We start from the raw sequence: 24796 nt of genomic DNA, 5'->3' as shown, positions 1-24796 counted from the left end.
AAGGATTGAAATTATGAGCTTTTTTAAGAAATTAAAAGAAACAATCTCAAAGCAAACGGAGTCAGTAACTCAAAAATTTAAATCTGGATTAGAAAAATCTAGGAATAACCTTACAGAAGGATTAAACGATTTATTTGCAAGATACCGTAAAGTAGATGAAGATTTTTTTGAAGAACTTGAAGAAATATTAATTATGGCTGATGTTGGTGTAAACACAGTAATGGAACTAGTAGAGGAATTGAAATTTGAAGTAAAACGAAAAAATATTCAAGACCCAAAAGATGTACAAGAGGTCATTTCTGAAAAATTAGTTGAATTGTATAAAGGTGATGATTTAACTGATGATTCATTTGAGCTTAATCTAAACCCAGATGGTTTAACAGTTGTTTTATTCGTTGGAGTTAATGGAGTAGGAAAAACAACTTCGATTGGTAAAATCGCTCATAAACTAAAAACTGAAGGTAAAAAAGTACTACTTGCTGCTGGTGACACATTTAGAGCCGGAGCTATTGATCAATTAGAAGTTTGGGGCGAGCGTGTTGGTGTTGACACAATTAAGCAAGGTGAAGGTTCAGATCCAGCTGCAGTAATGTATGATGCGGTTCAAGCTGCAAAAGCTCGTAAAGTAGATGTATTACTTTGTGACACAGCTGGTCGTTTGCAAAATAAAGTAAACTTAATGAAAGAACTTGAAAAAGTACGTAATGTTATTGCTAGAGAAGTACCTGGCGCACCACACGAAGTATTATTAGTAATTGATGCAACAACAGGACAAAATGGTCTTGTTCAAGCAAAAACATTCTCCGAAGCAACAAATGTCTCTGGCATCGTTTTAACGAAACTAGACGGTACGGCTAAAGGTGGTATTGTTTTAGCAATTCGAAACGAACTAAAAGTACCAGTAAAATTCGTCGGTCTTGGAGAAAAAATGGATGACCTACAACCATTCCAAGCAGAACAATTTGTATATGGCCTATTTGGGGACTTAATGAATAAAGAAGCATAATTAAAAGAAATAAAGTGGATATGTTTAAATAGAAAGACATATCCACTTTTTTTACTAATGTGAATAGAGGGAATCGACAAGCATTCGATAATGGAAATTAACTTACAAAAAAAGTGAATTCTCCCTTTTTTAAGCTAAGTCAATAATGATAAAGTTCAATTTAATTTAGTGGGTTTATTTTTTATTAATCGTCAAGTAAAAAACTTGACAGATATATATGTATTAGGTAAACTAGCATATGTAAAGGCAATTCACTTAACAAAGGAGTGATAATTTTGGCAGATCATACAATGTTAGATAAGACGATGAGAATCAATTATCTATATGATTTTTATCAATCTCTTTTAACTCCTAAACAACAAAGCTATATGTCATTATATTATTTGGATGACTATTCTTTAGGTGAGATTGCGGAAGAGTTTAACATTAGTAGACAGGCGGTTTATGATAATATAAAACGTACTGAAACGATGTTAGAAGAATATGAAGAGAAATTATTACTTCTAAAAAAATTTCAACAACGAAATGAACTTTTAAATCAATTGAAAACTTATGCCAAACAAGGTAAAGTTGTAGATGACGAGTTACTTCGAGTGATCGAAGCGTTAGAGAAATTAGAATAATAAGGAGGACGGTTTTATGGCATTTGAAGGATTAGCCGACCGACTTCAAAAGACATTACAAAAGGTTCGAGGCAAAGGTAAAGTATCTGAATCTGATGTCAAGGAAATGATGAGAGAAGTACGTCTTGCTTTACTTGAAGCGGATGTTAACTTTAAAGTTGTTAAAGATTTTGTGAAACGTGTTTCTGAACGAGCTGTTGGACAAGAAGTATTACAAAGCTTAACGCCTGGCCAACATGTTGTAAAAGTTGTTCAAGAAGAACTAACAGCATTAATGGGTGGAGAACAAAGCAAAATTGCTGTTGCAAATCGCCCACCGACTGTTATTATGATGGTAGGTTTACAAGGTGCTGGTAAAACAACAACGACAGGTAAGTTAGCAAATTTACTTCGAAAAAAGTACAATCGTAAGCCGCTTTTAGTTGCAGCAGATATTTATCGTCCTGCCGCGATTAAACAGCTTCAAACATTAGGTAAACAATTAGATTTGCCAGTATTTTCATTAGGTGATCAAGTAAGTCCAGTTGAAATTGCGAAACAAGCGATTCAACACGCTAAGGATGAACATCATGACTATGTCCTAATTGATACTGCAGGTCGTTTACATATTGACGAAGGTTTAATGGAAGAACTTGCACAAATTAAAGAACTTTCAAAACCTGAAGAAATCTTCCTAGTTGTTGATGCAATGACAGGACAAGATGCAGTCAATGTGGCACAAAGCTTTAATGATCAATTAGGTTTAACTGGAGTTGTTCTGACGAAGCTTGATGGCGATACTCGTGGTGGTGCAGCATTATCAATTCGTGCAGTTACAAATACTCCAATTAAATTTGTTGGACTTGGTGAAAAACTAGATGCAATTGAGCCGTTCCATCCAGAGCGAATGGCATCACGTATTCTAGGAATGGGTGATGTGCTTACTTTAATTGAAAAGGCACAAGAAAACGTAGACCAAGAAAAAGCAAAAGAAATGGAACAAAAATTAAGAAATGCATCTTTTACTTTAGATGATTTCTTAGACCAACTTTCTCAAGTTAAAAAAATGGGCCCACTTGGTGATATTTTAAAAATGATGCCAGGTGCTAACAAAATTAAAGGATTGAATGATGTGCAAATTGACGATAAACAAATCGCTCATGTAGAAGCAATTATTCAATCGATGACAAAACAGGAAAAGCTTACACCAGATATTATTAACTCTAGTCGCAGAAAGCGAATAGCGAAAGGTTCTGGTCGCCCTGTACAAGAAATAAACCGTTTATTAAAACAGTTTGAAGAAATGAAAAAAATGATGAAAATGATGGGTGGCATGCAAAAAGGGAAGAAGAAAGGTTTCAAATTTCCGGGCTTATTCTAATCTATTTGCATAATTTTCCAGCATTTAAACATCATTTAATAAAAAATTATGCTGTTAAGAAATTTTACTTTACAAACAGTATTGGTTTTTGATAATATATAAATCGTTGTAAATATTTTCGGAGGTGCTTTAAAAATGGCAGTTAAAATTCGTTTAAAACGTATGGGAGCAAAAAAATCTCCTTTTTACCGTGTAGTAGTAGCAGACGCTCGTTCTCCTCGTGATGGACGTTTCATCGAGGAAATTGGAACTTATAATCCAGTTGCTCAACCAGCTGAAATCAAAATTAACGAAGAAGCAGCATTAAAATGGTTAGGAACAGGTGCTAAACCATCTGATACAGTTCGTAACTTATTCTCTAAAGCTGGTATCTTAGAGAAATTCCACAACGCTCGCAACGGCAAGTAATTATGGAAAAAAAGATGAATACACTCATAAATGCAATTGTTTCAAGTCTTGTAGATCATCCAGAGGATATTTCACTTCAAGTAAAAGAAGATGAGAACAATCTATTCTTTCATTTACAGGTAAACCCTGAAGATGCTGGTAGAGTGATTGGCAAACATGGTAAAATTGCTAAAGCGATTCGTACGGTTGTATATGCAGCAAGTAATGAACACGCAAAACGTATTCACTTAGATATTCAGTAATGTAAAACGGTCCTTGGCTATAGCTAAGGGCCGTTTTCAACATTACAGAGTTTTCTCCACAAAGAAAGCCCGCATAGTGTGATAGCACTTTTTATGAATAAGATAAAAGTTCATTCAGGCAAGAGATAGCTTTTCACGCCTTAGTGATCAAGAATTATGCTATACTTGACATATAGCCAAGCTGTTTTAACAGTGGGAGTCCAAATAGACATATATATAACCTAAATGGTCAAACTAATAATGAACATATGAAAAATTAATATAGAGGTAATAGAATGAAAAAATATTTAAATGTCGGAAAAATTGTAAATACACATGGAGTTCGAGGAGAGGTTCGTGTTATTTCAAGAACTGATTTTCCAGAAAAACGTTACGCAAAAGGTAATACGCTATATTTCTTTAAAGAAAACGAATCAACACCAATTGAATTAAAAGTAACAAGTCACCGCGTACATAAAAATTTTGATTTACTTACATTTGAAGGGTATGAGTCATTAAACTCTGTAGAGCCACTGAAAAATGGGATTTTAAAGATTACTGAAGATCAATTACATGAACTAGATAAAAATGAGTACTATTATCATGAAATAATTGGTTGTGTTGTTGAGACAATTGATGGAGAAGAAATCGGAAAAATAAAAGAAATATTGTCTCCAGGTGCAAATGATGTTTGGGTTATACAAAGAAAAGGTCAAAAAGATGCACTTATTCCTTATATTGAGCAAATTGTGAAAGAAATAGATGTAATGAATAAAAAAGTTAAAATCGAAGTAATGGAAGGCTTGTTATGATGAAATTAGATTTTTTAACCCTTTTCCCAGAAATGTTTGAAGGAGTTTTAAATTCTTCTATTTTAAAAAAAGCACAAGAAAAAGAGGCTGTTAAGTTTCGCTGTGTGAATTTTAGAGATTTTTCTACGAATAAACATTCAAGTGTTGATGACTATCCATATGGTGGCGGCGCAGGCATGGTACTAGCCCCACAACCGATATTTGATGCTGTAGATGAATTAGTATCTAAAAGTGAAAATAAGCCAAGAGTAGTCCTTCTTTGCCCTCAAGGAGAGCGATTTAATCAACGTAAAGCTGAAGAGCTTGCAAAAGAGGAGCACTTAATCTTTATTTGTGGACATTATGAAGGCTATGATGAGCGAATTCGTGAACATGTAGTGACGGATGAAATTTCAATTGGTGATTATGTATTAACTGGTGGAGAACTTGGTGCTATGGTAATTGCTGATAGCGTTGTTCGTTTATTACCTGGGGTACTAGGTAATACTACTTCAAAAATTGAAGATTCATTTAGTACAGGTTTATTAGAGCATCCTCATTACACGAGACCTGCTGAATTTAGAGGCCATAAAGTACCAGATGTTTTATTATCAGGAAATCATGCTCTAATCGAAGAATGGCGAACAAAACAATCATTTAAACGCACGATAACGCGTCGACCAGATTTACTCGAAAACTATTCTTTTTCTAAAAAAGAGTCAAAATGGATGGATCAAGTAAAAGAAGAATTAAAACAAGAAAACTAGTTGCGTGCATTAATAGAATATGTTAATATAACTTGTGGCTTGAGTAAATACTTAAGCCTTTATTCTCGGTGTTCCGCTGCGAGTCATTAAATCTTGTAAGAGCATCGGTTGGAAAAGGAGAGCATAAATTATGCAAAATTTAATCAACGAAATTACAAAAGAACAACTTAGAACTGACTTACCGTCTTTCCGTCCTGGTGATACTGTACGAGTTCACGTTAAAGTTGTTGAGGGTACTCGTGAGCGTATCCAATTATTCGAAGGTGTAGTTATTAAACGTCGTGGTGGCGGAATTAGCGAAACTTTCACAGTTCGTAAAATTTCTTACGGAGTTGGTGTTGAGCGTACGTTCCCAGTTCACACTCCAAAAATTGCTAAATTAGACGTTGTTCGTCGCGGTAAAGTACGTCGTGCTAAACTTTACTACCTACGTGCACTTACTGGTAAAAAAGCAAGAATTAAAGAACTTCGATAGTCTTTTGAAAGGAGCTTGTATTAAACAAGCTCCTTTTTTTCCAATATTTGTAGATTATGGATATAATAAAAAGTAAAATAGAATACATAAATAAAGTTATTAACTTAAACTGGTTATAACTGCAAAACGTAAGGTTATAAAATGGAGGGATTAGGTTGAAAGAAAGCAATAGTGGTGGAATTTGGGAATTAGTTAAAACAATTTTTATTGCGCTTGTACTTGCACTTGGTATTCGAACATTCCTTTTTACACCGGTTTTAGTTGACGGTATCTCAATGATGCCAACATTACAAGATCAAAGTAGAATGATTGTAAATAAGATCGTATACAAACTACATGAACCTAGACGTTTTGATATCGTAGTCTTCCATGCTACAAAGGAAAAAGATTATATTAAACGAGTTATTGGATTACCAGGTGACACTGTAGAATATAGAAATGATGTCCTATATGTTAATGGTAAACCATATAAAGAACCGTATTTGAACGAATATAAAAAAGAAACGACAGATGGTCCTCTAACTGAAGACTTTAAGTTAGAAGAGATTACTGGTAGAAAAACTGTACCTAAAGGACAAGTATTCGTTTTAGGTGATAATCGTCGATTAAGTAAAGATAGTCGTATTATCGGAACAGTCAGTCAAAAAGAAATTTTAGGCCGAGCAAGTTTTGTATTTTGGCCGTTATCTGAGGTTGAAATGGCAAAATAAAAGCCATATTAATCTTGATTATTTAATTTATAAGAAGGTGGCAACATGACGATTCAATGGTTTCCTGGCCATATGGCAAAAGCTAGAAGACAAGTTACTGAAAAACTTTCATTAATTGATGTTGTAATTGAATTAGCGGATGCAAGGGTACCTGCAGCTTCTAGAAATCCAATGATCGATGAAATAATTTCAAATAAACCAAGATTGCTTTTGTTAAATAAAGCGGATTTAGCAGATCCAAGAATTACTCAGCAATGGTTAGCACATTATGAAAAACAAGGCGTAATGGCAATTGCTATTGATGCAGCATCTGGACAAGGGTTAAAAGCAATTATTTCTTCTTGTGAAATACTTGTGAAAGAGAAGTTTGATAAAATGAGATCCAAAGGGATTAAACCTCGCGCAATTCGAGCATTAATTGTTGGGATCCCAAATGTTGGTAAATCGACTTTAATCAATAAACTCGCACGAAAAAATATTGCTAAAACTGGTGATCGTCCGGGCGTAACGCAAGCGCAGCAGTGGATAAAAGTAGGAAAAGAAATTGAACTGCTTGATACACCAGGTATATTGTGGCCTAAATTTGAAGATCAACTTGTAGGTCTTCGATTAGCAACTACAGGAGCAATTAAAGATAGTATCATCAACCTACAAGAAGTAATGATCTATGCGATTAAATATTTAAGAGAATTTTATCCAAATGTATTAAAAGAAAGATATGACATGAATGAGGAAGTTTTATTCTCAGAAGAAGTTGTAGATATTTTTGATCATATTGGAAAGAAACGTGGATTACTTATGTCGGGCGGAATAATAGATTATGATAAAACATCTGATTTATTTTTACGCGAGCTAAGAGCGGGGAAATTAGGAAGATTAACTTTCGAGAATCCATCAATGCTTGAAGTGACTGATGAAATATTAGAAGAAAGTGCGCAAGATTAAGCGTACTTTCTTCTTTTTTAATGAAAATTTATATGGAACAAACTGATCATGTATATAAAAGGAGTTCTAAATAATGTCTCTGAAAATAGATGAAATAAAAAATATACTAAGTGAATTAACTGACCCAACTAATGAACTCTTAAAAGAATTCGAAAGTGACCAGAGAATTGGTGTGCAAAAGCTTGTTGCTAAATGGTATAGGGAACAAGAAAAAAGAGATTTAGCTAGGGAAAAATTCTTTAAAATGATGGAATATGAACAGAATCTTTATAAGCAAAATATAAAATTAATCGCAGGAGTAGATGAAGTCGGTAGAGGTCCACTAGCTGGTCCTGTTGTAGCAGCGGCAGTAATATTAGCGGAAAATACAGAGCTAATTGGATTAGATGATTCAAAAAAATTATCTAAAGAGAAGCGACAGTATTTCGTAAAGCGAATCAAAGAAGAAGCAATTTCTTATGGAGTTGGTATGGCCAGTTCAACTGAAATAGATGAAATTAATATTTACGAAGCAACTAAATTAGCAATGAGACGCGCAATTGAACAACTTACTCATTCGCCTGAACATTTATTAATCGATGCAATGAAACTTCCGCTGGATATTACTCAAACTTCAATCATTAAGGGTGATGCAACAAGCATCAGTATAGCAGCTGCATCCGTACTTGCAAAAGAAACAAGGGATTCTTTAATGTACGAACTTAGTCTAAAGCATCCAAACTACGGATTTGAAAAGCATATGGGATATGGAACAAAGGAACATCTACAAGCGATCGATGAGCATGGAATTATTAATGAACACCGAAGATCATTTGCACCAATAAAAGAAAAGGTTTTATTGTTAAAATAATGGGTAGTTAGATTACATCAATTTAGTGAGGTAGAGTAAATAGAATAGATTAACGACGTTTAAAAATACATACTTAATTTATACTTCGGTAGATAAATGAATTAATAAATAGAAATGATGTAAACTACACATCCAAAAATTCTTAAAACTGTCGTTAATCTATTTTTATAACGTTATCTTATGGGTAAGGATAAATTATTGGAAAAATAATATTGTAATATGATAAACTACATTAACTATTGTATCTGAAAGGGTTTTCTATATAAAAACATAGAATATTAAATTCTTTTCTACTAAAGTATTTACAGTATATTCTGTAAGAGATACAATAGGGATGTGTTTTAATTTGTCTTGTTCTAAAAGGGGAGGATGGATCATGAATATCCATGAGTATCAAGGGAAAGAAATCCTACGAAGCTATGGCGTAAAAGTACCAAACGGTAAAGTTGCATTCACAGTTGAAGAAGCAGTAGAAGCAGCTAAAGAATTAGGTACAGCTGTATGTGTAGTAAAAGCTCAAATTCACGCTGGTGGCCGCGGTAAAGCGGGTGGCGTAAAAGTAGCGAAAAATTTAGATGAAGTAAATACATATGCTAGTGAAATACTAGGTAAAGTATTAGTTACTCATCAAACTGGACCAGAAGGTAAGGAAGTTAAGCGCTTACTTATCGAAGAAGGCTGCGATATTAAAAAAGAATATTATGTTGGTTTAGTTTTAGACCGCGCTACTTCACAAGTTGTATTAATGGCTTCTGAAGAAGGTGGAACTGAAATTGAAGAAGTAGCAGAAAAAACACCTGAAAAAATCTTTAAAGAGTATATTGATCCAGCAGTAGGTCTACAAGGCTTCCAAGCTCGTCGTATTGCGTTTGATATCAACATTCCAAGCAACTTAGTAAACAAAGCTGTTAAGTTCATGATGGGCTTATATACTGCGTTTATCGAAAAAGATTGCTCAATCGCTGAAATTAACCCATTAGTAGTTACAGGTGATGGAGAAGTAATGGCATTAGATGCAAAGTTAAACTTTGACTCAAATGCTTTATATCGTCATGCAGACATTTTAGCTTACCGTGACTTAGAAGAAGAAGATCCAAAAGAAATCGAAGCTTCTAAGTATGACTTAAACTATATTTCTTTATACGGAAATATCGGATGCATGGTTAACGGTGCAGGTCTAGCAATGGCTACAATGGATATCATTAAACACTACGGTGGAGATCCGGCTAACTTCCTTGATGTAGGGGGCGGTGCTACTGCTGAGAAAGTTACAGAAGCGTTTAAAATCATCCTTTCTGACCAAAATGTTAAAGGGATTTTCGTTAATATCTTCGGTGGCATCATGAAGTGTGATGTTATTGCTGAAGGTGTAATCGAAGCAACTAAACAAGTTGGTTTACACTTACCTTTAGTAGTTCGTTTAGAAGGAACGAATGTTGAATTAGGTAAGAAGATTCTTAATGAGTCAGGCTTAAACATTGTTGCAGCAGATTCAATGGCTGATGGCGCTGAAAAAATCGTTGCACTTGTAGGCTAAGAAAGGGAGGATAAAAATGAGCGTATTCATTAATAAAGATACAAAAGTCATTGTACAAGGTATTACTGGTTCACAAGGCTTATTCCATACAACTCAAATGTTAGAGTATGGTACTAAAATCGTTGGTGGTGTAACTCCTGGTAAAGGTGGAACTGACATTGCTGGCGTACCTGTATTCAATACAGTTAAAGATGCAGTTGAAGCTACTGGTGCTAATGCATCTGTAATCTACGTACCACCAGCATTTGCTGCTGATGCAATCATGGAAGCAGTTGATGCAGAATTAGATATCGCAATTTGTATTACAGAAGGTATTCCAGTACTTGATATGGTAAAAGTTAAAAAGTACATGGAAGGCAAAAAGACTAGATTAGTTGGTCCTAACTGCCCTGGTGTTATCACTCCAGATGAGTGTAAAATTGGTATCATGCCTGGTTACATCCATAAAAAAGGTCATGTAGGAATCGTATCACGTTCTGGTACATTAACATATGAAGCTGTACATCAATTAACTCAAGCTGGTATTGGTCAATCTACAGCTGTAGGTATTGGTGGAGACCCTGTAAATGGAACAAACTTCATCGATGTATTAAAAGCATTCAATGAAGATCCAGAAACTTATGCAGTTATTATGATTGGTGAAATCGGTGGAACTGCAGAAGAAGAAGCTGCTGAGTGGGTACAAGCTAATATGGCGAAACCAGTAGTAGGATTCATTGGTGGTCAAACAGCTCCAGAAGGTAAACGTATGGGACATGCTGGTGCGATCATCGCAGGCGGTAAAGGTACTGCTAAAGAAAAAATGGCTACAATGGAAAGCTGTGGCATTAAAGTTGCACTTACTCCTGCAGTAATGGGCGAAACTTTAATTGGTGTATTAAAAGAGCGTGGATTATATGAACAATGTAAGACACATGAAGCTTTAGTATAAGAATGATTAAATAAGTAGCCTTCATTAGGAGGCTACTTTCTTATAAGAAAGGATAGTACATGAAAAAGAAAATTCGACTTATACATTTGCATCATTTTTTATTTGAAAACTATCAAGCAATCAAGAAAATTCTTCTCTATGATCCAAATTTAGAAAACCTCTATCAATATTCACCTTCTACATTTAAAACTACTTTTCAAATGACTTCTAAAGCCGCAGAAAAGCTATATGATCAACTTCATTCAACTTCCATTTTTGATATTTTAAAAGAAAACTATAAAAAAAATATTAAAATTATTACTATTTATGATGATTTATATCCTGAATTGTTAAGAGAAATATGTGACCCTCCGTTTGTTTTATACTTAAAAGGTAATCAAAATATCCTTAATAAACAATTTATGATGAGTATAATTGGTGCTAGAAAACCATCTTTATTTGCGAAAATTATATGTGATTCAATAATATTAGGGCTGATTATGGAAAATTGTGTTATTGTAAGTGGAATGGCATCCGGATGCGATTCCATTGCACATAAATCTGCTATTGTACATAATGGAACAACGATTGCAGTTATAGGATGTGGGTTAGACTATATATATCCGAAAGAAAACCGTAACTTATTTAATGAAATATCTTTAAATCATTTAGTTATTAGCGAATATCCATATTATATTAAACCAGAAAAAAGATACTTTCCTAGAAGAAATAGAATTATTGCAGGTTTATCAAAAGGTTTAATCGTTTTAGAGGCAAAAGAGAATAGTGGGACGATGATTACTGCAAATTTTGCAATTCAATATAATAGAGAGGTATTTGCAGTGCCAGGTCCGATTATAATGGAAGAATATAAAGGAAATCATCGATTAATACAGGATGGAGCGAAATTAATTACATGTACAAATGATATTTTAGAGGAATTTTAGGAATATACTAAAAAATAAAAAAATATGTTTATATTACAAAATATTGACAATACTAATGCGACTTGTGTTATTTTATATCTAAATAAAATTTGACTAATGTATAGAATAAACTATACAATTTGAAATTGTATGAAGGAAAATCAAAAATATAAATTGAACTCTTCTTATTATGAATCTATTTGAGAATACATAAGAATAAAAGAAAGAAATAAGGAATACAGAGAGTAATGAATAGGAAACTCTCGGGAGGCTTAAAAGATGGCAGAAAATTTAGTTATAGTGGAGTCCCCTTCAAAGGCTAAAACAATAGAAAAGTATTTAGGTAAAAAATTCAAAGTAATCGCATCAATGGGACATGTTCGAGATCTACCTAAAAGCCAGATGGGGATTGAAATAGAAAACGATTACAATCCAAAATACATAACAATCCGTGGAAAAGGTCCAGTTTTAAAGGATTTAAGATCTGCTGCAAAAAAAGCAAAAAAAATCTATCTAGCAGCCGATCCAGATCGCGAAGGTGAAGCAATAGCATGGCATATTGCGAATACACTAAATATCGATACATCATCGGATTGTCGTGTAGTGTTTAATGAAATTACAAAAGATGCTATTAAAGAGTCTTTTAAAAAGCCTAGACCAATTAATATGAATTTAGTAGACGCTCAGCAAGCGAGACGTGTCCTAGATCGTTTAGTAGGGTATAACATAAGCCCATTACTATGGAAGAAAGTGAAAAAGGGCTTAAGCGCTGGTCGAGTTCAATCTGTCGCTTTAAGATTGATCATCGAACGAGAAAAAGAGATTGAAATCTTCCAACCTGAAGAATATTGGACAATCAAAAGTAAAGCTATAACAAAGAAAGAAACATTTGATACATCTTTTTACGGAGTTAATGGTAAAAAAGTAGAATTGAATTCTGAAACTGATGTGAAAAATGTTTTATCACAAATTAAAGGTGAACACTTTGAAGTTCAAAGCGTAACGAGAAAAGAACGTAAACGTAATCCAGCAACTGCTTTTACTACTTCCTTACTACAGCAGGAAGCAGCTAGAAAATTAAATATGCGTGCAAAGAAAACGATGATGATTGCTCAGCAATTATATGAAGGAATTTCCCTAGGTAGTGGAGGACAAGTCGGATTAATCACATATATGAGAACTGACTCGACTAGAATATCCGATGTTGCCGCTGAGGAAGCAAAATCTTATATAATTGATACATATGGTGCTGATTTTGTTGCTACAACTAAAAAAAATGAAAAAAAATCAGAAAAAGTACAGGATGCACACGAAGCAATTAGACCGACGTCCACTTTACGTTCGCCTGATACAATCAAAGCACATGTAAGCCGTGATCAATATCGACTTTATAAATTAATATGGGAACGATTTGTTGCTAGTCAGATGGCATCTGCAGTACTAGATACCGTTAAAGTTGACTTAATTAATAATGATGTAATATTTAGAGCAAATGGCTCAGTAGTTAAATTCCCAGGCTTTATGAAGGTATATATAGAAAGTAATGATGATGGCACAGAAGAAAAGGATCGCATTCTACCACCGTTAGCTGAAGGTGAAAAGGTTAAATTAGAAGATATATTACCTGAACAACATTTTACACAACCTCCACCACGTTACACGGAAGCAAGATTAGTAAAAACTCTTGAAGAGTTAGGAATTGGTCGACCATCAACATATGTACCAACGTTAGAAACGATTCAAAAACGTGGATATGTTTCATTAGATAATAAACGATTTGTACCTACTGAACTAGGTCAAATAGTATTTGATTTAGTAGTTGAGTTTTTCCCAGAAGTAATTAATATTGAGTTTACGGTTCAAATGGAAGGTGACCTTGATAAAATTGAAGACGGCAATGTGAACTGGATTCAAATCATTGATCAATTTTATAGAGGTTTTGAGAAGCACTTAGAAATAGCTGAGAAAGAAATGCAAAAAGTTGAAATCAGAGATGAACCTGCTGGTGAAGACTGTGAAGTATGTGGAAACCCAATGGTTTTTAAAATGGGTAGATACGGAAAGTTTATGGCATGCTCAAACTTTCCAGAATGCAGAAATACAAAAGCAATCGTAAAAGATATTGGGGTTAAATGTCCTACATGTAAAGATGGTAATATTATTGAACGTAAATCGAAAAAGAATCGAATATTCTATGGATGCACGAATTATCCTGAATGTGAATTCTTATCATGGGATAAGCCAATCGCAAGACCATGTCCGAAATGTGATAGCTTATTAGTTGAAAAGAAAATGAAAAAAGGTATTCAAGTTCAATGTGTATCATGTGACTACAAAGAGGATCAACAAGTGTGAGCAATTAATTTGCTCACTTTTACTTTTCATATCAACTTTTGATTAAGAAATCTTTAAGAAAAAAATTATAAAATATTATTACGTAATGTAGATTGAATCAGCGTAGAAGGAGTTATCAATGAAAGAACAATTTATTAATGTAATCGGAGCAGGTTTAGCAGGAAGCGAGGCCGCTTACCAAATTGCAAAAAGAGGAATTAAAGTACATTTATACGAAATGAGACCAGTTAGACAAACACCAGCTCATCATACTGACAAGTTTGCCGAGTTAGTTTGTAGTAATTCACTAAGAGCGAACACATTAACAAACGCTGTAGGTGTATTAAAAGAGGAAATGAGAAGATTAGATTCAGTTATTATTCGTTCTGCTGATGAGTGTGCTGTACCTGCAGGTGGGGCATTAGCTGTAGACCGACATGAGTTTGCAAGCCGTGTAACTGAGTATGTGAAAAATCATCCAAATGTAACTGTGCATAACGAAGAAATGACTAAAATTCCTGAAGGACCAACAGTAATCGCAACAGGACCTTTAACATCACCTGAGCTTTCACAGCAATTAAAAGAATTAACGGGTGAAGATTATTTCTATTTTTATGATGCAGCGGCTCCTATAGTAGAAAAAGAAAGTATTGATTTAAATAAAGTATATTTAAAATCTAGATATGATAAAGGTGAAGCAGCTTACTTAAATTGCCCGATGACAGAAGAAGAATTTGATCGTTTTTATGAAGCATTAACTACAGCAGAAACAGTTCCTTTAAAAGAATTTGAAAAAGAGATTTTCTTTGAGGGATGTATGCCAGTAGAAGTTATGGCTAAACGTGGAAAACAAACGTTATTATTTGGGCCAATGAAACCAGTAGGCTTAGAGGATCCAAAGACTGGTAAGACGCCACATGCAGTTGTACAACTACGTCAAGATGATAGTGCTGGAACTTTATATAATATAGTAGGATTCCAAACGCATTTAAAATGGGGACCTCAAAAAGAAGTACTACAATTAATACCAGGTTTAGAGAATGCTGAAATTGTACGTTATGGTGTAATGCATCGTAATACGTTTATAAATTCACCGAAACTATTAGAGGCAACATATCGTTTTAAAGGTCGCAAGGATTTATTCTTTGCAGGTCAAATGACTGGAGTCGAAGGTTATGTAGAATCTGCAGCATCTGGTTTAGTAGCAGGAATAAATGCAGCTAGATTCGTAATGGAGAAAGATTTAGTCGTATTCCCAGCAGAAACTGCAATTGGAAGTATGGCTAATTATATAACGACAACAAGTGAAAAACACTTCCAACCTATGAATGCGAACTTCGGTCTTTTCCCTAGACTTGATGTGAAAATTAAAAGAAAACAAGAACGATATGAAGCTTACGCAAACCGTGCATTAGAATCAATTATGAATTTTGTAGAATGTTAAGAAAATAAATTGCAAATAGCTACTTAATATGTTAGTATGTAGTGGCTTGTGAGGAGAAATTACCTTGAATATTAAAATATTGTGTCAATTATTCATTCAGTATTTACAATTAGAGAAAAACTCTTCACAATACACATTAAATAGTTATAAAAAAATTGTTGAACAATTTCTAGTTTTTATGGAGCAACAATCCATTATTTCATTTTCTTCAGTTACTTATTCTGATGTTCGTCTCTATTTAACAACTTTGCATGACAAACAGCTATCAAGACGTACAGTCTCAAAGCATATTTCTTGTTTAAGAAGTTTCTATCGTTTTCTTATGAGAGAAAATGAAGCAAAAGAGAATCCTTTTGTATTAGCGTCACTTCCTAAAAAAGAAACTATGATACCAAGATTTTTATACAAGGAAGAACTTGAAAAACTATTTAAGATTAGCGATCTAGATACGGAACTTGGACAAAGAAATCAAGCTCTATTAGAATTGCTATATGCTACCGGAATCCGAGTAAGCGAATGCTGTAATTTGAAATTAAAAGACATAGATTTTCAAATTGGGACTATTTTAGTAACAGGCAAAGGGAATAAACAGCGGTATATTCCCTTTGGCAGTTATGCAGAAAAAGCTCTTCATACATATATAGAAGATGGCCGAAATAGACTGATAGTAGCTAACAAGCAAATGAATGACGATCTTTTTTTGAATCACCGTGGTACAAAACTTACGGCAAGAGGTGTCCGTGGTATATTAGAAAAAATGATCAAAGATACTTCGTTGACTAATAAAATCTATCCACATATGTTAAGGCACACCTTTGCTACGCATATGCTTGATAACGGTGCTGATATTCGAAGTGTTCAAGAATTACTTGGACATGAGAATTTATCATCTACTCAAATCTATACACATGTAACGAAGGAAAGATTACAAAAAGTATACAATTTACATCATCCTAGAGCATAAAAAGAGCTCAATTTTAGAAATTAATCGACATTTCTAAGGAGGATTCAAATGTCCAATTTTCATGCTACAACGATTTTCGCAATCAGACACAATGGAAAAAGTGCCATGGCTGGTGATGGCCAAGTAACATTTGGAAATGCAGTAGTAATGAAGCATACTGCAAGAAAAGTTAGAAAGCTTTTTAATGGAAAGGTTTTAGCTGGTTTTGCAGGATCTGTTGCAGATGCATTTACTTTATTCGAACTTTTTGAGGGCAAGTTAGTTGAATATAATGGTAATATTCAAAGAGCTGCTGTTGAATTAGCAAAAAAATGGAGAACAGATCGAGTATTACATAAACTTGAAGCATTACTAATCGTAATGGATCATAATTCATTATTATTAATTTCTGGTACTGGTGAAGTAATCGAACCTGACGATGGAATTCTTGCAATCGGTTCTGGGGGGAATTACGCTCTTGCAGCAGGCCGTGCACTAAAGGAAAACGCAGGGGAAAATCTTTCAGCAAAACAAATCGCATATGCTAGTTTAAAAACTGCAAGTGATATTTGTGTGTATACGAACGGAAATATAATTTTAGAAGAATTAGAATAGGAGAGTGTATTATGAGTACTTCTTTCACGCCTCGTCAAATTGTTGAAAAACTTGATCAATATATTGTTGGACAGCAACAAGCGAAAAAAGCAGTAGCAATTGCACTCAGAAATCGATATCGTAGAAGTTTACTTGAAGAGTCATTCCGTGAAGAAATTTCACCAAAAAATATTTTAATGATTGGACCAACAGGTGTTGGTAAAACTGAAATTGCTAGAAGGATGGCAAAACTAGTTGGTGCTCCATTTATTAAAGTTGAAGCTACTAAATTTACAGAAGTTGGATATGTTGGTAGAGATGTAGAATCAATGGTTCGCGATTTAGTCCAAACTTCTATTCGAATTGTAAAAGAAGAGCGTATGAATAAGGTGAAAGATCAAGCTGAAAAAAATGCTAATCAAAGATTAGTAAAACTTCTGGTACCAAGTACGAAAAAACAAGCTTCATTTAAAAACCCACTTGAGATGCTTTTTAATCAAGATTCGCAAAACTCGAATGCTGAGCAAGAAGAGAATGATACAGAATTAACATCTAAAAGAAGAAATATAGAATTTCAACTATTATCTGGAAAACTAGAAGAAGATCTTGTGTCAATTGAAGTAGAGCAACAGCAAGCTCCGATGTTAGATTTTATGCAAGGAACTGGAATGGAACAAATGGGAATGAACTTCCAAGAGTCATTAGGTAGTCTATTTCCAAAGAAAACCAAAAAAAGAAAGCTTCCTGTTAAAGAAGCTCGTAAGATTTTAACGAATGAAGAAGCTCAGAAATTAATCGATATGGATGAAGTAACACAAGAAGCAGTTTATAGAGCTGAACAATTAGGCATTATTTTCATTGATGAAATTGATAAGATTGCAAGTAAGCAAAACTCTACTCAAGATGTTTCGAGAGAGGGCGTACAAAGAGATATCTTACCAATCGTTGAAGGAAGTACTGTTGTAACCAAATATGGCCCAGTAAAAACGGATCATATTCTATTTATTGCAGCTGGTGCATTTCATATTTCCAAACCGTCAGATTTAATCCCTGAACTACAAGGTCGCTTTCCAATTCGTGTAGAATTAGGGAAATTATCTGTTGAAGATTTTGTTCGTATTTTAGTTGAGCCTGATTTTTCAATTATTAAACAATATAAAGCTTTATTGTCTACAGAAGGTATACAAATCGAATTTTCTGACGATGCTATACGTAGAATAGCAGAAATAGCATTTGAAGTTAATCAGACTACAGACAATATAGGCGCAAGAAGATTGCATACTATTATGGAAAAGCTTCTTGAAGATCTATCGTTTGAAGCTTCTGAAATTCAAATGGGAACAATTAAGATTACACCACAATATGTAAATGAAAAGCTCGCAAATATTGCAAAAGATAAAGACATAAGTCAATTCATTTTATGATTTAGCTAAAGAACACTTTTAATTTCAGCCATGAGATTGCAGAAGAAGTTCAAAGGAAACGTACAATTAAATAGGAGGCATTTAGAAAGATGCAATTATTAGAAAAAACAAGAAAGATTAATAAGTTATTACAACAATCTGCAGGTAAGCCAGTAAACTTTAAAGAAATGGCAGATACATTAGAAGAAGTTATTGAATCAAACGTATTTATTTTAAGTCGTAAAGGGAAATTATTAGGTTACGGTCTTCACCAAAAAATCGAAAATGAGCGCATGCAAAAAATGTTCAGTGATCGCCAATTCCCTGAAGAATATACACAAAACCTATTTAATATTAATGAAACATCATCAAATATAGATATTAACAGTGAGCACACTGCATTCCCAGTTGAAAATAAAGATTTATTTTCTGGCGGGTTAACAACTATCGTACCAATTATCGGTGGTGGAGAGCGCTTAGGTACTCTTGTTCTAGCTCGAATTAATCAAGATTTTGAAAATGATGATTTAATTTTAGCAGAATATGGCGCTACAGTAGTAGGTATGGAGATTCTACGTGAAAAAGCAGAAGAAATTGAAGAAGAAGCAAGAAGTAAAGCTGTTGTACAAATGGCTATTTCATCTCTTTCTTATAGCGAATTAGAAGCAATTGAACATATATTTGAAGAATTAAATGGCTATGAAGGTTTATTAGTCGCAAGTAAAATTGCTGACCGTGTAGGAATTACAAGATCAGTTATCGTAAATGCACTACGTAAATTAGAAAGTGCTGGCGTTATCGAGTCTAGATCACTAGGAATGAAAGGTACTTATATTAAAGTACTAAATGATAAATTCTTATTAGAGTTAGAGAAATTAAAATCTAACTAATTATTAAAAATTTCTTCTTGAAGAAGGATTAATAGTTAAAATGATTGTTGAACCTTTTCTTAATGAATAATTAGGAAAAGGTTTTTTTGTCTTCATTAAATTTAAACTAGTTAGAAAAATAATTTTTATATTAGAATAAAAAGACTAGTTAAATAAAGACTATTTTCTTTTTATTGTATAAATGAACTGTATAGACGAATTGGAAATTTATGGTATGATTAAAAATGTTTACTTGAATATAAATATAATAATTATTCGTTTTTTACGAATACAATTTCGCGGGGGGAATTAGATAATATTTTCTATTTTTTACTGTTGGCTGTTTTCAAATATATTGTTGTTAAATTAGTATATGTTAATTTATTTCCACTCTAGTTCATACTCTCCTTAAGACTAAGAAAAAGAAGTAAAGTATAAAAATGTCTAGATCTATTCTAATTAGTTATTTACTGTCTTTTTATACCCAACTTTCTTTTACCTTTACCCTATTTCTATATCTACCTCGGTTTTTAGTCGTAAATAGTTAATTTACTAAACAACAATTATTCAAAGGACGGTTCTTTTTTAATCGTATAAATTAAAAAATTTGTATTGTTTAAATTATCTCTTTAATAAGAGTTAAAATCAGATTACCCCAAAAGAATAATCTATTATATTAAAAATAGAATATTGGAATATAAGAACAATTATCTTAAAAAAAGAAAAGTTTTATTCTTTTAAAGAAATATTAGTTGTGCTAAATAAAGTTTCACATTATTTTAAAAAATGAGAGAATAAATTAAAGGATTTTAATAATATAATTTTTAAAAGGAATAGAAAAGTGATCAATTTAGTTTTTGTTTATCATACTACATTTAAATGCACTACTGAACATATACATGGTACTTCCATGCAATTTTGAATGAATCATAACTATATGTTGAATAAAATTAATAGATTCGTAGTATTTGAAAGGCTAAATAGTAATAAAAGAAGAATCCCGATTCATGTGGGAGATAGTGAAAATCAACATGATATTACTTATTTAATTGATAACTTCCTAGGAATAAATTTTTGTATGTGTTAATTCCTTTTATAAAATGATGACCATACAAATAAATTTTCACCGAAAACTCACTATTTATAAATTTGTTAATCAAGTATTAAACATAATAAGGTAATTCGCTCGAGGTGAAAGACGTGTTTCAAGTTCAAAAAAATGTTTCACAAGATTATTGGAAAAAGTGGATTGAAGATCATGATCTTCAAGCTGGAGATGCGTTAATGCGGATTTATATGCCATTAGTTCATTTCCATGTAAATCGTATAGCTCAAAGATTACCTTCAAATGTCTGTAGAGATGATTTACAAAGTTTAGCAATGATGGGTTTATATAACGCATTAGAGAAATTCGATCCGAATAGGGATTTAAAGTTTGAAACATATGCTTCAATTAGAATAAGTGGTAATATATTGGATGGTCTTCGAAAAGAAGACTGGTTACCTAGATCAATTAGAGATAAAGCAAAAAAAATCGATTGTGCGATTGAAAAGTTAGAACCCGCTCTCGGGCGAAAAGCTACTCCAGAAGAAATAGCACAGTATACTGGTTATTCTTCGATAGAAGTAGTTAATGTAATGAATGATGTATTTTTCTCCAATATGTTGTCTGTAGATGAGCAAATCAAAGATGATTGTGATGGACAAGTTAATTTTATTCATACAATTAAAGATCACGAAACATTAACACCAGAAGAAATGCTACTGAAAGATGAACAAATAAGGCTGCTTGCTAGGACGATTGTTACTGAATTAAATGAGAAAGAACAGCTAGTAATAAGTTTATACTATCATGAAGGATTAACATTAACTGAAATTGGAACAATTATAAATTTATCGACTTCAAGGGTTTCTCAGATCCACACTAAAGCAATTTTTAAATTAAAGCACCTTTTAAGTAAAAACTAATACATAGAATACTTTGCATTTTTACGTTTAATTATATAGATATTTTTAATTTTATTACCTCATATTACTTTCTTTATTGACAATTTCATTTTTTTACAGTACGAACTAATAAGTAGGTGGCAATCGATTTTTTAATTTTAAATTTTATAAAATATAAAGAAGAAGACTATTTAGTTGAATAAATTAACAAAAATTCCCAATACTGATAAAGATTCAGTTGTTGGGTCAGCTGAATCTCAATTCTGAATCACTAATTAATAGCAGTCATTTGTTAATTATTTAGTTAGGAAGAATATCTTATGTTCGAATAATAGCTGTTCGATGATTTGATAATAGACTACTTATGGATGAAAATGGAAGAAGGATTTGTAAAGAGAAAAGGAAATACAAACTTTGTTGAAACTTCGACAATAATTTCTCGTTTTCTCTTGATAATTAATGTTGTATATGCTATAGTAGTCCATGGTGTTATTACACACGCTTGCCGATTTTCTTATTGGTGCTACCCAGTTTGGGAGTGATAGGAGAAGAAGACGTGAGCGGAGGAAAAAGAACCATTAGGAGGAAATAAAATGTCAGTAATTTCTATGAAGCAATTATTAGAAGCTGGTGTTCACTTCGGTCACCAAACTCGCCGTTGGAACCCAAAAATGAAACGTTACATCTTCACTGAGCGTAACGGTATCTACATCATCGACCTACAAAAAACAGTTAAAAAGGTTGAAGAATGTTACAACGTAATGAAAGGTATCGCTGCTGAAGGTGGAAACATCCTTTTCGTTGGTACTAAAAAACAAGCTCAAGAAGCTATTAAAGATGAAGCAATCCGTTCTGGTATGTACTTCATTAACCAACGTTGGTTAGGTGGAACTTTAACAAACTTCCAAACAATCCAAAAACGTGTTAAACGTTTAAAAGATATCGAAAGAATGCAAGAAGATGGCACATTTGAAGTGTTACCTAAGAAAGAAGTTATTCAACTTAAAAAAGAATTAGAACGTCTTGAAAAATTCTTAGGCGGAATCAAAGACATGAAGCAACTTCCTGATGCATTATTCGTTGTTGATCCTCGTAAAGAGCGTATCGCTGTTGCTGAAGCTCGTAAGTTAAACATTCCTATCATCGGTATTGTTGACACTAACTGTGATCCAGACGAAATCGATCACGTTATCCCAGCAAACGACGATGCTATTAGAGCTGTAAAACTTCTTACATCAAAAATGGCAGATGCGATTCTTGAAGCGAAACAAGGCGAAGAAACAACTGCTTAATGAGAATTTGAAAGGTGATAAGAGGTTTTAGCCTTTTATCACCTTTTTTTAAGGTTTAAATAATCGAAAATTGTTTACCTTATAAAACGATTGAATAAAATAAGCTTACATATAGGAGATGAAATAATATGGCAATTACTGCACAAATGGTAAAAGAATTACGTGAAAAAACTGGCGCAGGTATGATGGACTGCAAAAAAGCATTAACTGAAACTGAAGGTAACATGGACAAAGCAATCGACTACCTTCGTGAAAAAGGTATCGCAAAAGCTGCTAAAAAAGGTGACCGTATCGCTGCAGAAGGTTTAACTTTCGTTGAAGTAGCTGGAAACGATGCAGTACTAATCGAAGTAAACTCTGAAACTGATTTCGTTGCGAAAAACGAAGGTTTCAAAGAATTAGGATCTGCTCTTGCAAAACATATCGTTGCTAACAAACCTGCAACTGTTGAAGAAGCTTTAGCTCAAACAATGGAAACTGGTGAAACTGTTGAAACATTCATCAACCATGCAATTGCTAAAATCGGAGAAAAAATCTCATTACGTCGTTTTGAATTAGTTTCTAAAACAGATGCTGACGCATTTGGTGCTTACTTACACAGTGGCGGTCGTATCGGTGTTCTTTCAGTTGTAGAAGGAACAACGAAAGAAGACGTTGCTAAAGATGTATCTATGCACATCGCTGCAATCAACCCTAAATATATCTCTCGTGATGCTGTTTCTCAAGAAGAAGTTGAGCATGAGCGTGGAATTTTAACTCAACAAGCATTAAACGAAGGTAAACCTGAAAACATCGTTGCGAAAATGGTAGAAGGACGTATTGGTAAATACTTCGAAGAAATCTGCTTATTAGATCAATCTTTCGTTAAAAACCCAGACGTTAAAGTAGGTCAATTCGTAAAAGCTGCTAACGGAACTGTTAAATCTTTCGTTCGTTATGAAGTTGGAGAAGGCCTAGAAAAACGTGAAGATAACTTTGCTGAAGAAGTAATGAATCAAGTTAAAGGTAACTAATTTTAGTTACTTTGAATGAAAATAGGGGACACTATGTGTTCCCTATTTTTTAAAGAAACGTAAATTAAATACATAGGTGTACGTAAATGGAGGGTATTATGAGTAAAGCAAAGTATAATCGCGTAGTATTAAAACTTAGTGGTGAAGCATTAGCTGGCGGACAAGGATTTGGAATTAATCCATCAGTTATAAAATCAATAGCTGAACAAGTTAAAGAAATTGCAGAACTAGATGTTGAAGTTGCAGTAGTAGTTGGTGCTGGTAACATTTGGCGTGGTAAAACTGGTAGCGAAATGGGTATGGACCGAGCTACAGCAGACTACATGGGCATGTTAGGTACTGTAATGAACTCATTAGCACTTCAAGATAGTCTTGAAACACTTGGTGTACAATCTCGTGTACAATCTTCAATTGAAATGCGTCAAGTTGCAGAACCATATATCCGTCGTAAAGCAATTCGTCATTTAGAGAAAAAACGTGTTGTAATTTTTGCTGCTGGTACAGGAAATCCTTATTTCTCAACTGATACTACTGCTGCATTACGTGCTGCTGAGATTGAAGCAGATGTTATTTTAATGGCTAAAAATAATGTAGACGGAGTATATTCAGCTGACCCATCAATCGATAAAACTGCTGTAAAATACGAAACTCTTACATATTTAGACGTATTAAAAGAAGGTTTAGGTGTAATGGATTCAACAGCATCTTCATTATGTATGGACAATGATATTCCATTAATTGTATTCTCAATTATGGAAGAAGGTAATATTAAACGTGCCGTTCTTGGCGAAAATATTGGAACAATAGTAAAGGGGAAATAAAGATGTCTAATCAAATCATTTCTTTAGCAAAAGAAAAAATGACAAAAGCTGTTTCTGCTTTCTCTAGAGAATTAGCAACAGTACGTGCTGGTCGTGCAAACCCAGCTATTTTAGATAAAGTTTTAGTTGAATATTATGGTGCTCCAACGCCACTTAACCAAATGGCAAATATTTCAGTACCAGAAGCAAGATTATTATTAATTACTCCTTACGATAAAACTGTTATTAACGATATGGATAAAGCGATTCAAAAAGCTGACTTAGGCTTAAATCCTTCAAATGATGGAACTGTAATCAGAATTAGTTTCCCACCATTAACAGAAGAGCGTCGTCGTGATTTAGTAAAAGTAGTTAAAAAATCTGCAGAGGATGCTAAAGTAGCAGTACGTAACATCCGCCGTGATGCAAATGATGATCTTAAAAAATCAGAAAAAAATGGTGAAATTACTGAAGATGAATTACGTGGTCTTGTAGAAGACATTCAAAAACAAACTGATTCACATATCGAAAAAATCGATGGAATCACAAAAGATAAAGAAAAAGAGATAATGGAAGTTTAATACTGCATTGCAAGGTATATCTTACTAGCGCTTAGAAAAATAATGAA

25 protein-coding genes are annotated in these 24796 nt (G+C 33.4%); all 25 read left to right on the top strand.

Translation table 11 applies throughout. The features are described from left to right. The first annotated feature begins 13 nt into the window (after nucleotides 1-13). Nucleotides 14-1006, top strand: a complete 993-nt coding sequence (gene ftsY / locus B6K90_RS11790; RefSeq protein WP_088012958.1) for a signal recognition particle-docking protein FtsY — start codon at nucleotides 14-16, stop codon at nucleotides 1004-1006. A 290-nt stretch (nucleotides 1007-1296) separates the two neighbouring features. Beyond that, nucleotides 1297-1629: a putative DNA-binding protein gene (locus B6K90_RS11785; RefSeq protein ID WP_088013107.1), complete on the top strand. Its 333-nt coding sequence runs from the start codon at nucleotides 1297-1299 to the stop codon at nucleotides 1627-1629. Between the two features lie 16 nt (nucleotides 1630-1645). Then, nucleotides 1646-2989, top strand: coding sequence for a signal recognition particle protein (gene ffh, locus B6K90_RS11780; protein WP_088012957.1), 1344 nt, complete (start codon nucleotides 1646-1648; stop codon nucleotides 2987-2989). 135 nt (nucleotides 2990-3124) lie between these two features. Continuing rightward, nucleotides 3125-3397, top strand: a complete 273-nt coding sequence (gene rpsP, locus B6K90_RS11775) for a 30S ribosomal protein S16 (RefSeq protein WP_025569022.1) — start codon at nucleotides 3125-3127, stop codon at nucleotides 3395-3397. A gap of 14 nt (nucleotides 3398-3411) precedes the next feature. Continuing rightward, nucleotides 3412-3639: a KH domain-containing protein gene (locus B6K90_RS11770; RefSeq protein ID WP_025569023.1), complete on the top strand. Its 228-nt coding sequence runs from the start codon at nucleotides 3412-3414 to the stop codon at nucleotides 3637-3639. 275 nt (nucleotides 3640-3914) lie between these two features. Further along, nucleotides 3915-4430, top strand: coding sequence for a ribosome maturation factor RimM (gene rimM, locus B6K90_RS11765; RefSeq protein ID WP_088012955.1), 516 nt, complete (start codon nucleotides 3915-3917; stop codon nucleotides 4428-4430). Then, entirely contained in the window at nucleotides 4430-5176 is a 747-nt protein-coding gene (gene trmD, locus B6K90_RS11760) for a tRNA (guanosine(37)-N1)-methyltransferase TrmD (protein ID WP_088013106.1), read from the top strand. Before rimM ends, trmD begins: the two co-directional genes overlap by 1 nt. Before the next feature lie 130 nt (nucleotides 5177-5306). Then, nucleotides 5307-5651 carry a 50S ribosomal protein L19 gene (rplS, locus tag B6K90_RS11755; protein ID WP_088012954.1) on the top strand — a complete coding sequence of 115 codons (345 nt, stop codon included), beginning with the start codon at nucleotides 5307-5309 and terminating at the stop codon, nucleotides 5649-5651. A gap of 155 nt (nucleotides 5652-5806) precedes the next feature. After that, nucleotides 5807-6361: a signal peptidase I gene (lepB, locus tag B6K90_RS11750; RefSeq protein ID WP_056470894.1), complete on the top strand. Its 555-nt coding sequence runs from the start codon at nucleotides 5807-5809 to the stop codon at nucleotides 6359-6361. 45 nt (nucleotides 6362-6406) lie between these two features. Continuing rightward, entirely contained in the window at nucleotides 6407-7306 is a 900-nt protein-coding gene (ylqF, locus tag B6K90_RS11745) for a ribosome biogenesis GTPase YlqF (RefSeq protein ID WP_088012952.1), read from the top strand. Between the two features lie 70 nt (nucleotides 7307-7376). Further along, the gene (locus B6K90_RS11740) at nucleotides 7377-8156 is read left to right on the top strand and encodes a ribonuclease HII (protein ID WP_088012951.1); all 780 of its coding nucleotides are present in this window, start codon (nucleotides 7377-7379) and stop codon (nucleotides 8154-8156) included. A 376-nt stretch (nucleotides 8157-8532) separates the two neighbouring features. Continuing rightward, entirely contained in the window at nucleotides 8533-9693 is a 1161-nt protein-coding gene (sucC, locus tag B6K90_RS11735) for an ADP-forming succinate--CoA ligase subunit beta (RefSeq protein ID WP_088012950.1), read from the top strand. A gap of 16 nt (nucleotides 9694-9709) precedes the next feature. Continuing rightward, entirely contained in the window at nucleotides 9710-10624 is a 915-nt protein-coding gene (gene sucD, locus B6K90_RS11730; RefSeq protein WP_088012949.1) for a succinate--CoA ligase subunit alpha, read from the top strand. A gap of 59 nt (nucleotides 10625-10683) precedes the next feature. Continuing rightward, nucleotides 10684-11550, top strand: coding sequence for a DNA-processing protein DprA (dprA, locus tag B6K90_RS11725; protein WP_088012947.1), 867 nt, complete (start codon nucleotides 10684-10686; stop codon nucleotides 11548-11550). Nucleotides 11551-11808: 258 nt separating this feature from the next. Then, nucleotides 11809-13884 (top strand): type I DNA topoisomerase, encoded by a 2076-nt coding sequence (gene topA, locus B6K90_RS11720; RefSeq protein ID WP_088012945.1) that lies wholly within the window; start codon nucleotides 11809-11811, stop codon nucleotides 13882-13884. 118 nt (nucleotides 13885-14002) lie between these two features. Further along, nucleotides 14003-15307, top strand: a complete 1305-nt coding sequence (gene trmFO / locus B6K90_RS11715) for an FADH(2)-oxidizing methylenetetrahydrofolate--tRNA-(uracil(54)-C(5))-methyltransferase TrmFO (RefSeq protein WP_088012943.1) — start codon at nucleotides 14003-14005, stop codon at nucleotides 15305-15307. 64 nt (nucleotides 15308-15371) lie between these two features. Continuing rightward, complete coding sequence (xerC, locus tag B6K90_RS11710) at nucleotides 15372-16271, top strand: tyrosine recombinase XerC (RefSeq protein WP_069034515.1); 900 nt, start codon at nucleotides 15372-15374, stop codon at nucleotides 16269-16271. 48 nt (nucleotides 16272-16319) lie between these two features. Continuing rightward, nucleotides 16320-16865, top strand: a complete 546-nt coding sequence (gene hslV / locus B6K90_RS11705; RefSeq protein ID WP_088012942.1) for an ATP-dependent protease subunit HslV — start codon at nucleotides 16320-16322, stop codon at nucleotides 16863-16865. A gap of 11 nt (nucleotides 16866-16876) precedes the next feature. Continuing rightward, nucleotides 16877-18268 carry an ATP-dependent protease ATPase subunit HslU gene (hslU, locus tag B6K90_RS11700; RefSeq protein WP_088012941.1) on the top strand — a complete coding sequence of 464 codons (1392 nt, stop codon included), beginning with the start codon at nucleotides 16877-16879 and terminating at the stop codon, nucleotides 18266-18268. Between the two features lie 89 nt (nucleotides 18269-18357). Beyond that, a complete protein-coding gene (gene codY, locus B6K90_RS11695) occupies nucleotides 18358-19137 on the top strand; it encodes a GTP-sensing pleiotropic transcriptional regulator CodY (protein ID WP_088012939.1) in 780 nt (259 codons plus the stop codon). Between the two features lie 1179 nt (nucleotides 19138-20316). After that, nucleotides 20317-21084 carry a FliA/WhiG family RNA polymerase sigma factor gene (locus B6K90_RS11690; RefSeq protein WP_088012937.1) on the top strand — a complete coding sequence of 256 codons (768 nt, stop codon included), beginning with the start codon at nucleotides 20317-20319 and terminating at the stop codon, nucleotides 21082-21084. A 572-nt stretch (nucleotides 21085-21656) separates the two neighbouring features. Beyond that, on the top strand, nucleotides 21657-22355 hold the full coding sequence (gene rpsB, locus B6K90_RS11685; RefSeq protein WP_056470859.1) for a 30S ribosomal protein S2: 699 nt from the start codon (nucleotides 21657-21659) through the stop codon (nucleotides 22353-22355). A 128-nt stretch (nucleotides 22356-22483) separates the two neighbouring features. Continuing rightward, complete coding sequence (gene tsf / locus B6K90_RS11680) at nucleotides 22484-23368, top strand: translation elongation factor Ts (RefSeq protein ID WP_088012936.1); 885 nt, start codon at nucleotides 22484-22486, stop codon at nucleotides 23366-23368. A gap of 98 nt (nucleotides 23369-23466) precedes the next feature. After that, entirely contained in the window at nucleotides 23467-24189 is a 723-nt protein-coding gene (pyrH, locus tag B6K90_RS11675; protein WP_069034511.1) for a UMP kinase, read from the top strand. A gap of 2 nt (nucleotides 24190-24191) precedes the next feature. Continuing rightward, entirely contained in the window at nucleotides 24192-24749 is a 558-nt protein-coding gene (gene frr, locus B6K90_RS11670; RefSeq protein ID WP_088012935.1) for a ribosome recycling factor, read from the top strand. Nucleotides 24750-24796 lie beyond the last annotated feature (47 nt).

The sequence above is a fragment of the Gottfriedia acidiceleris genome (genome assembly GCF_002128425.1).
GTDB lineage: Bacteria > Bacillota > Bacilli > Bacillales > Bacillaceae_G > Gottfriedia > Gottfriedia acidiceleris.
Note: the sequence above shows the minus strand (reverse complement) of the source record. Positions and strands in the feature narration are given on the sequence as shown.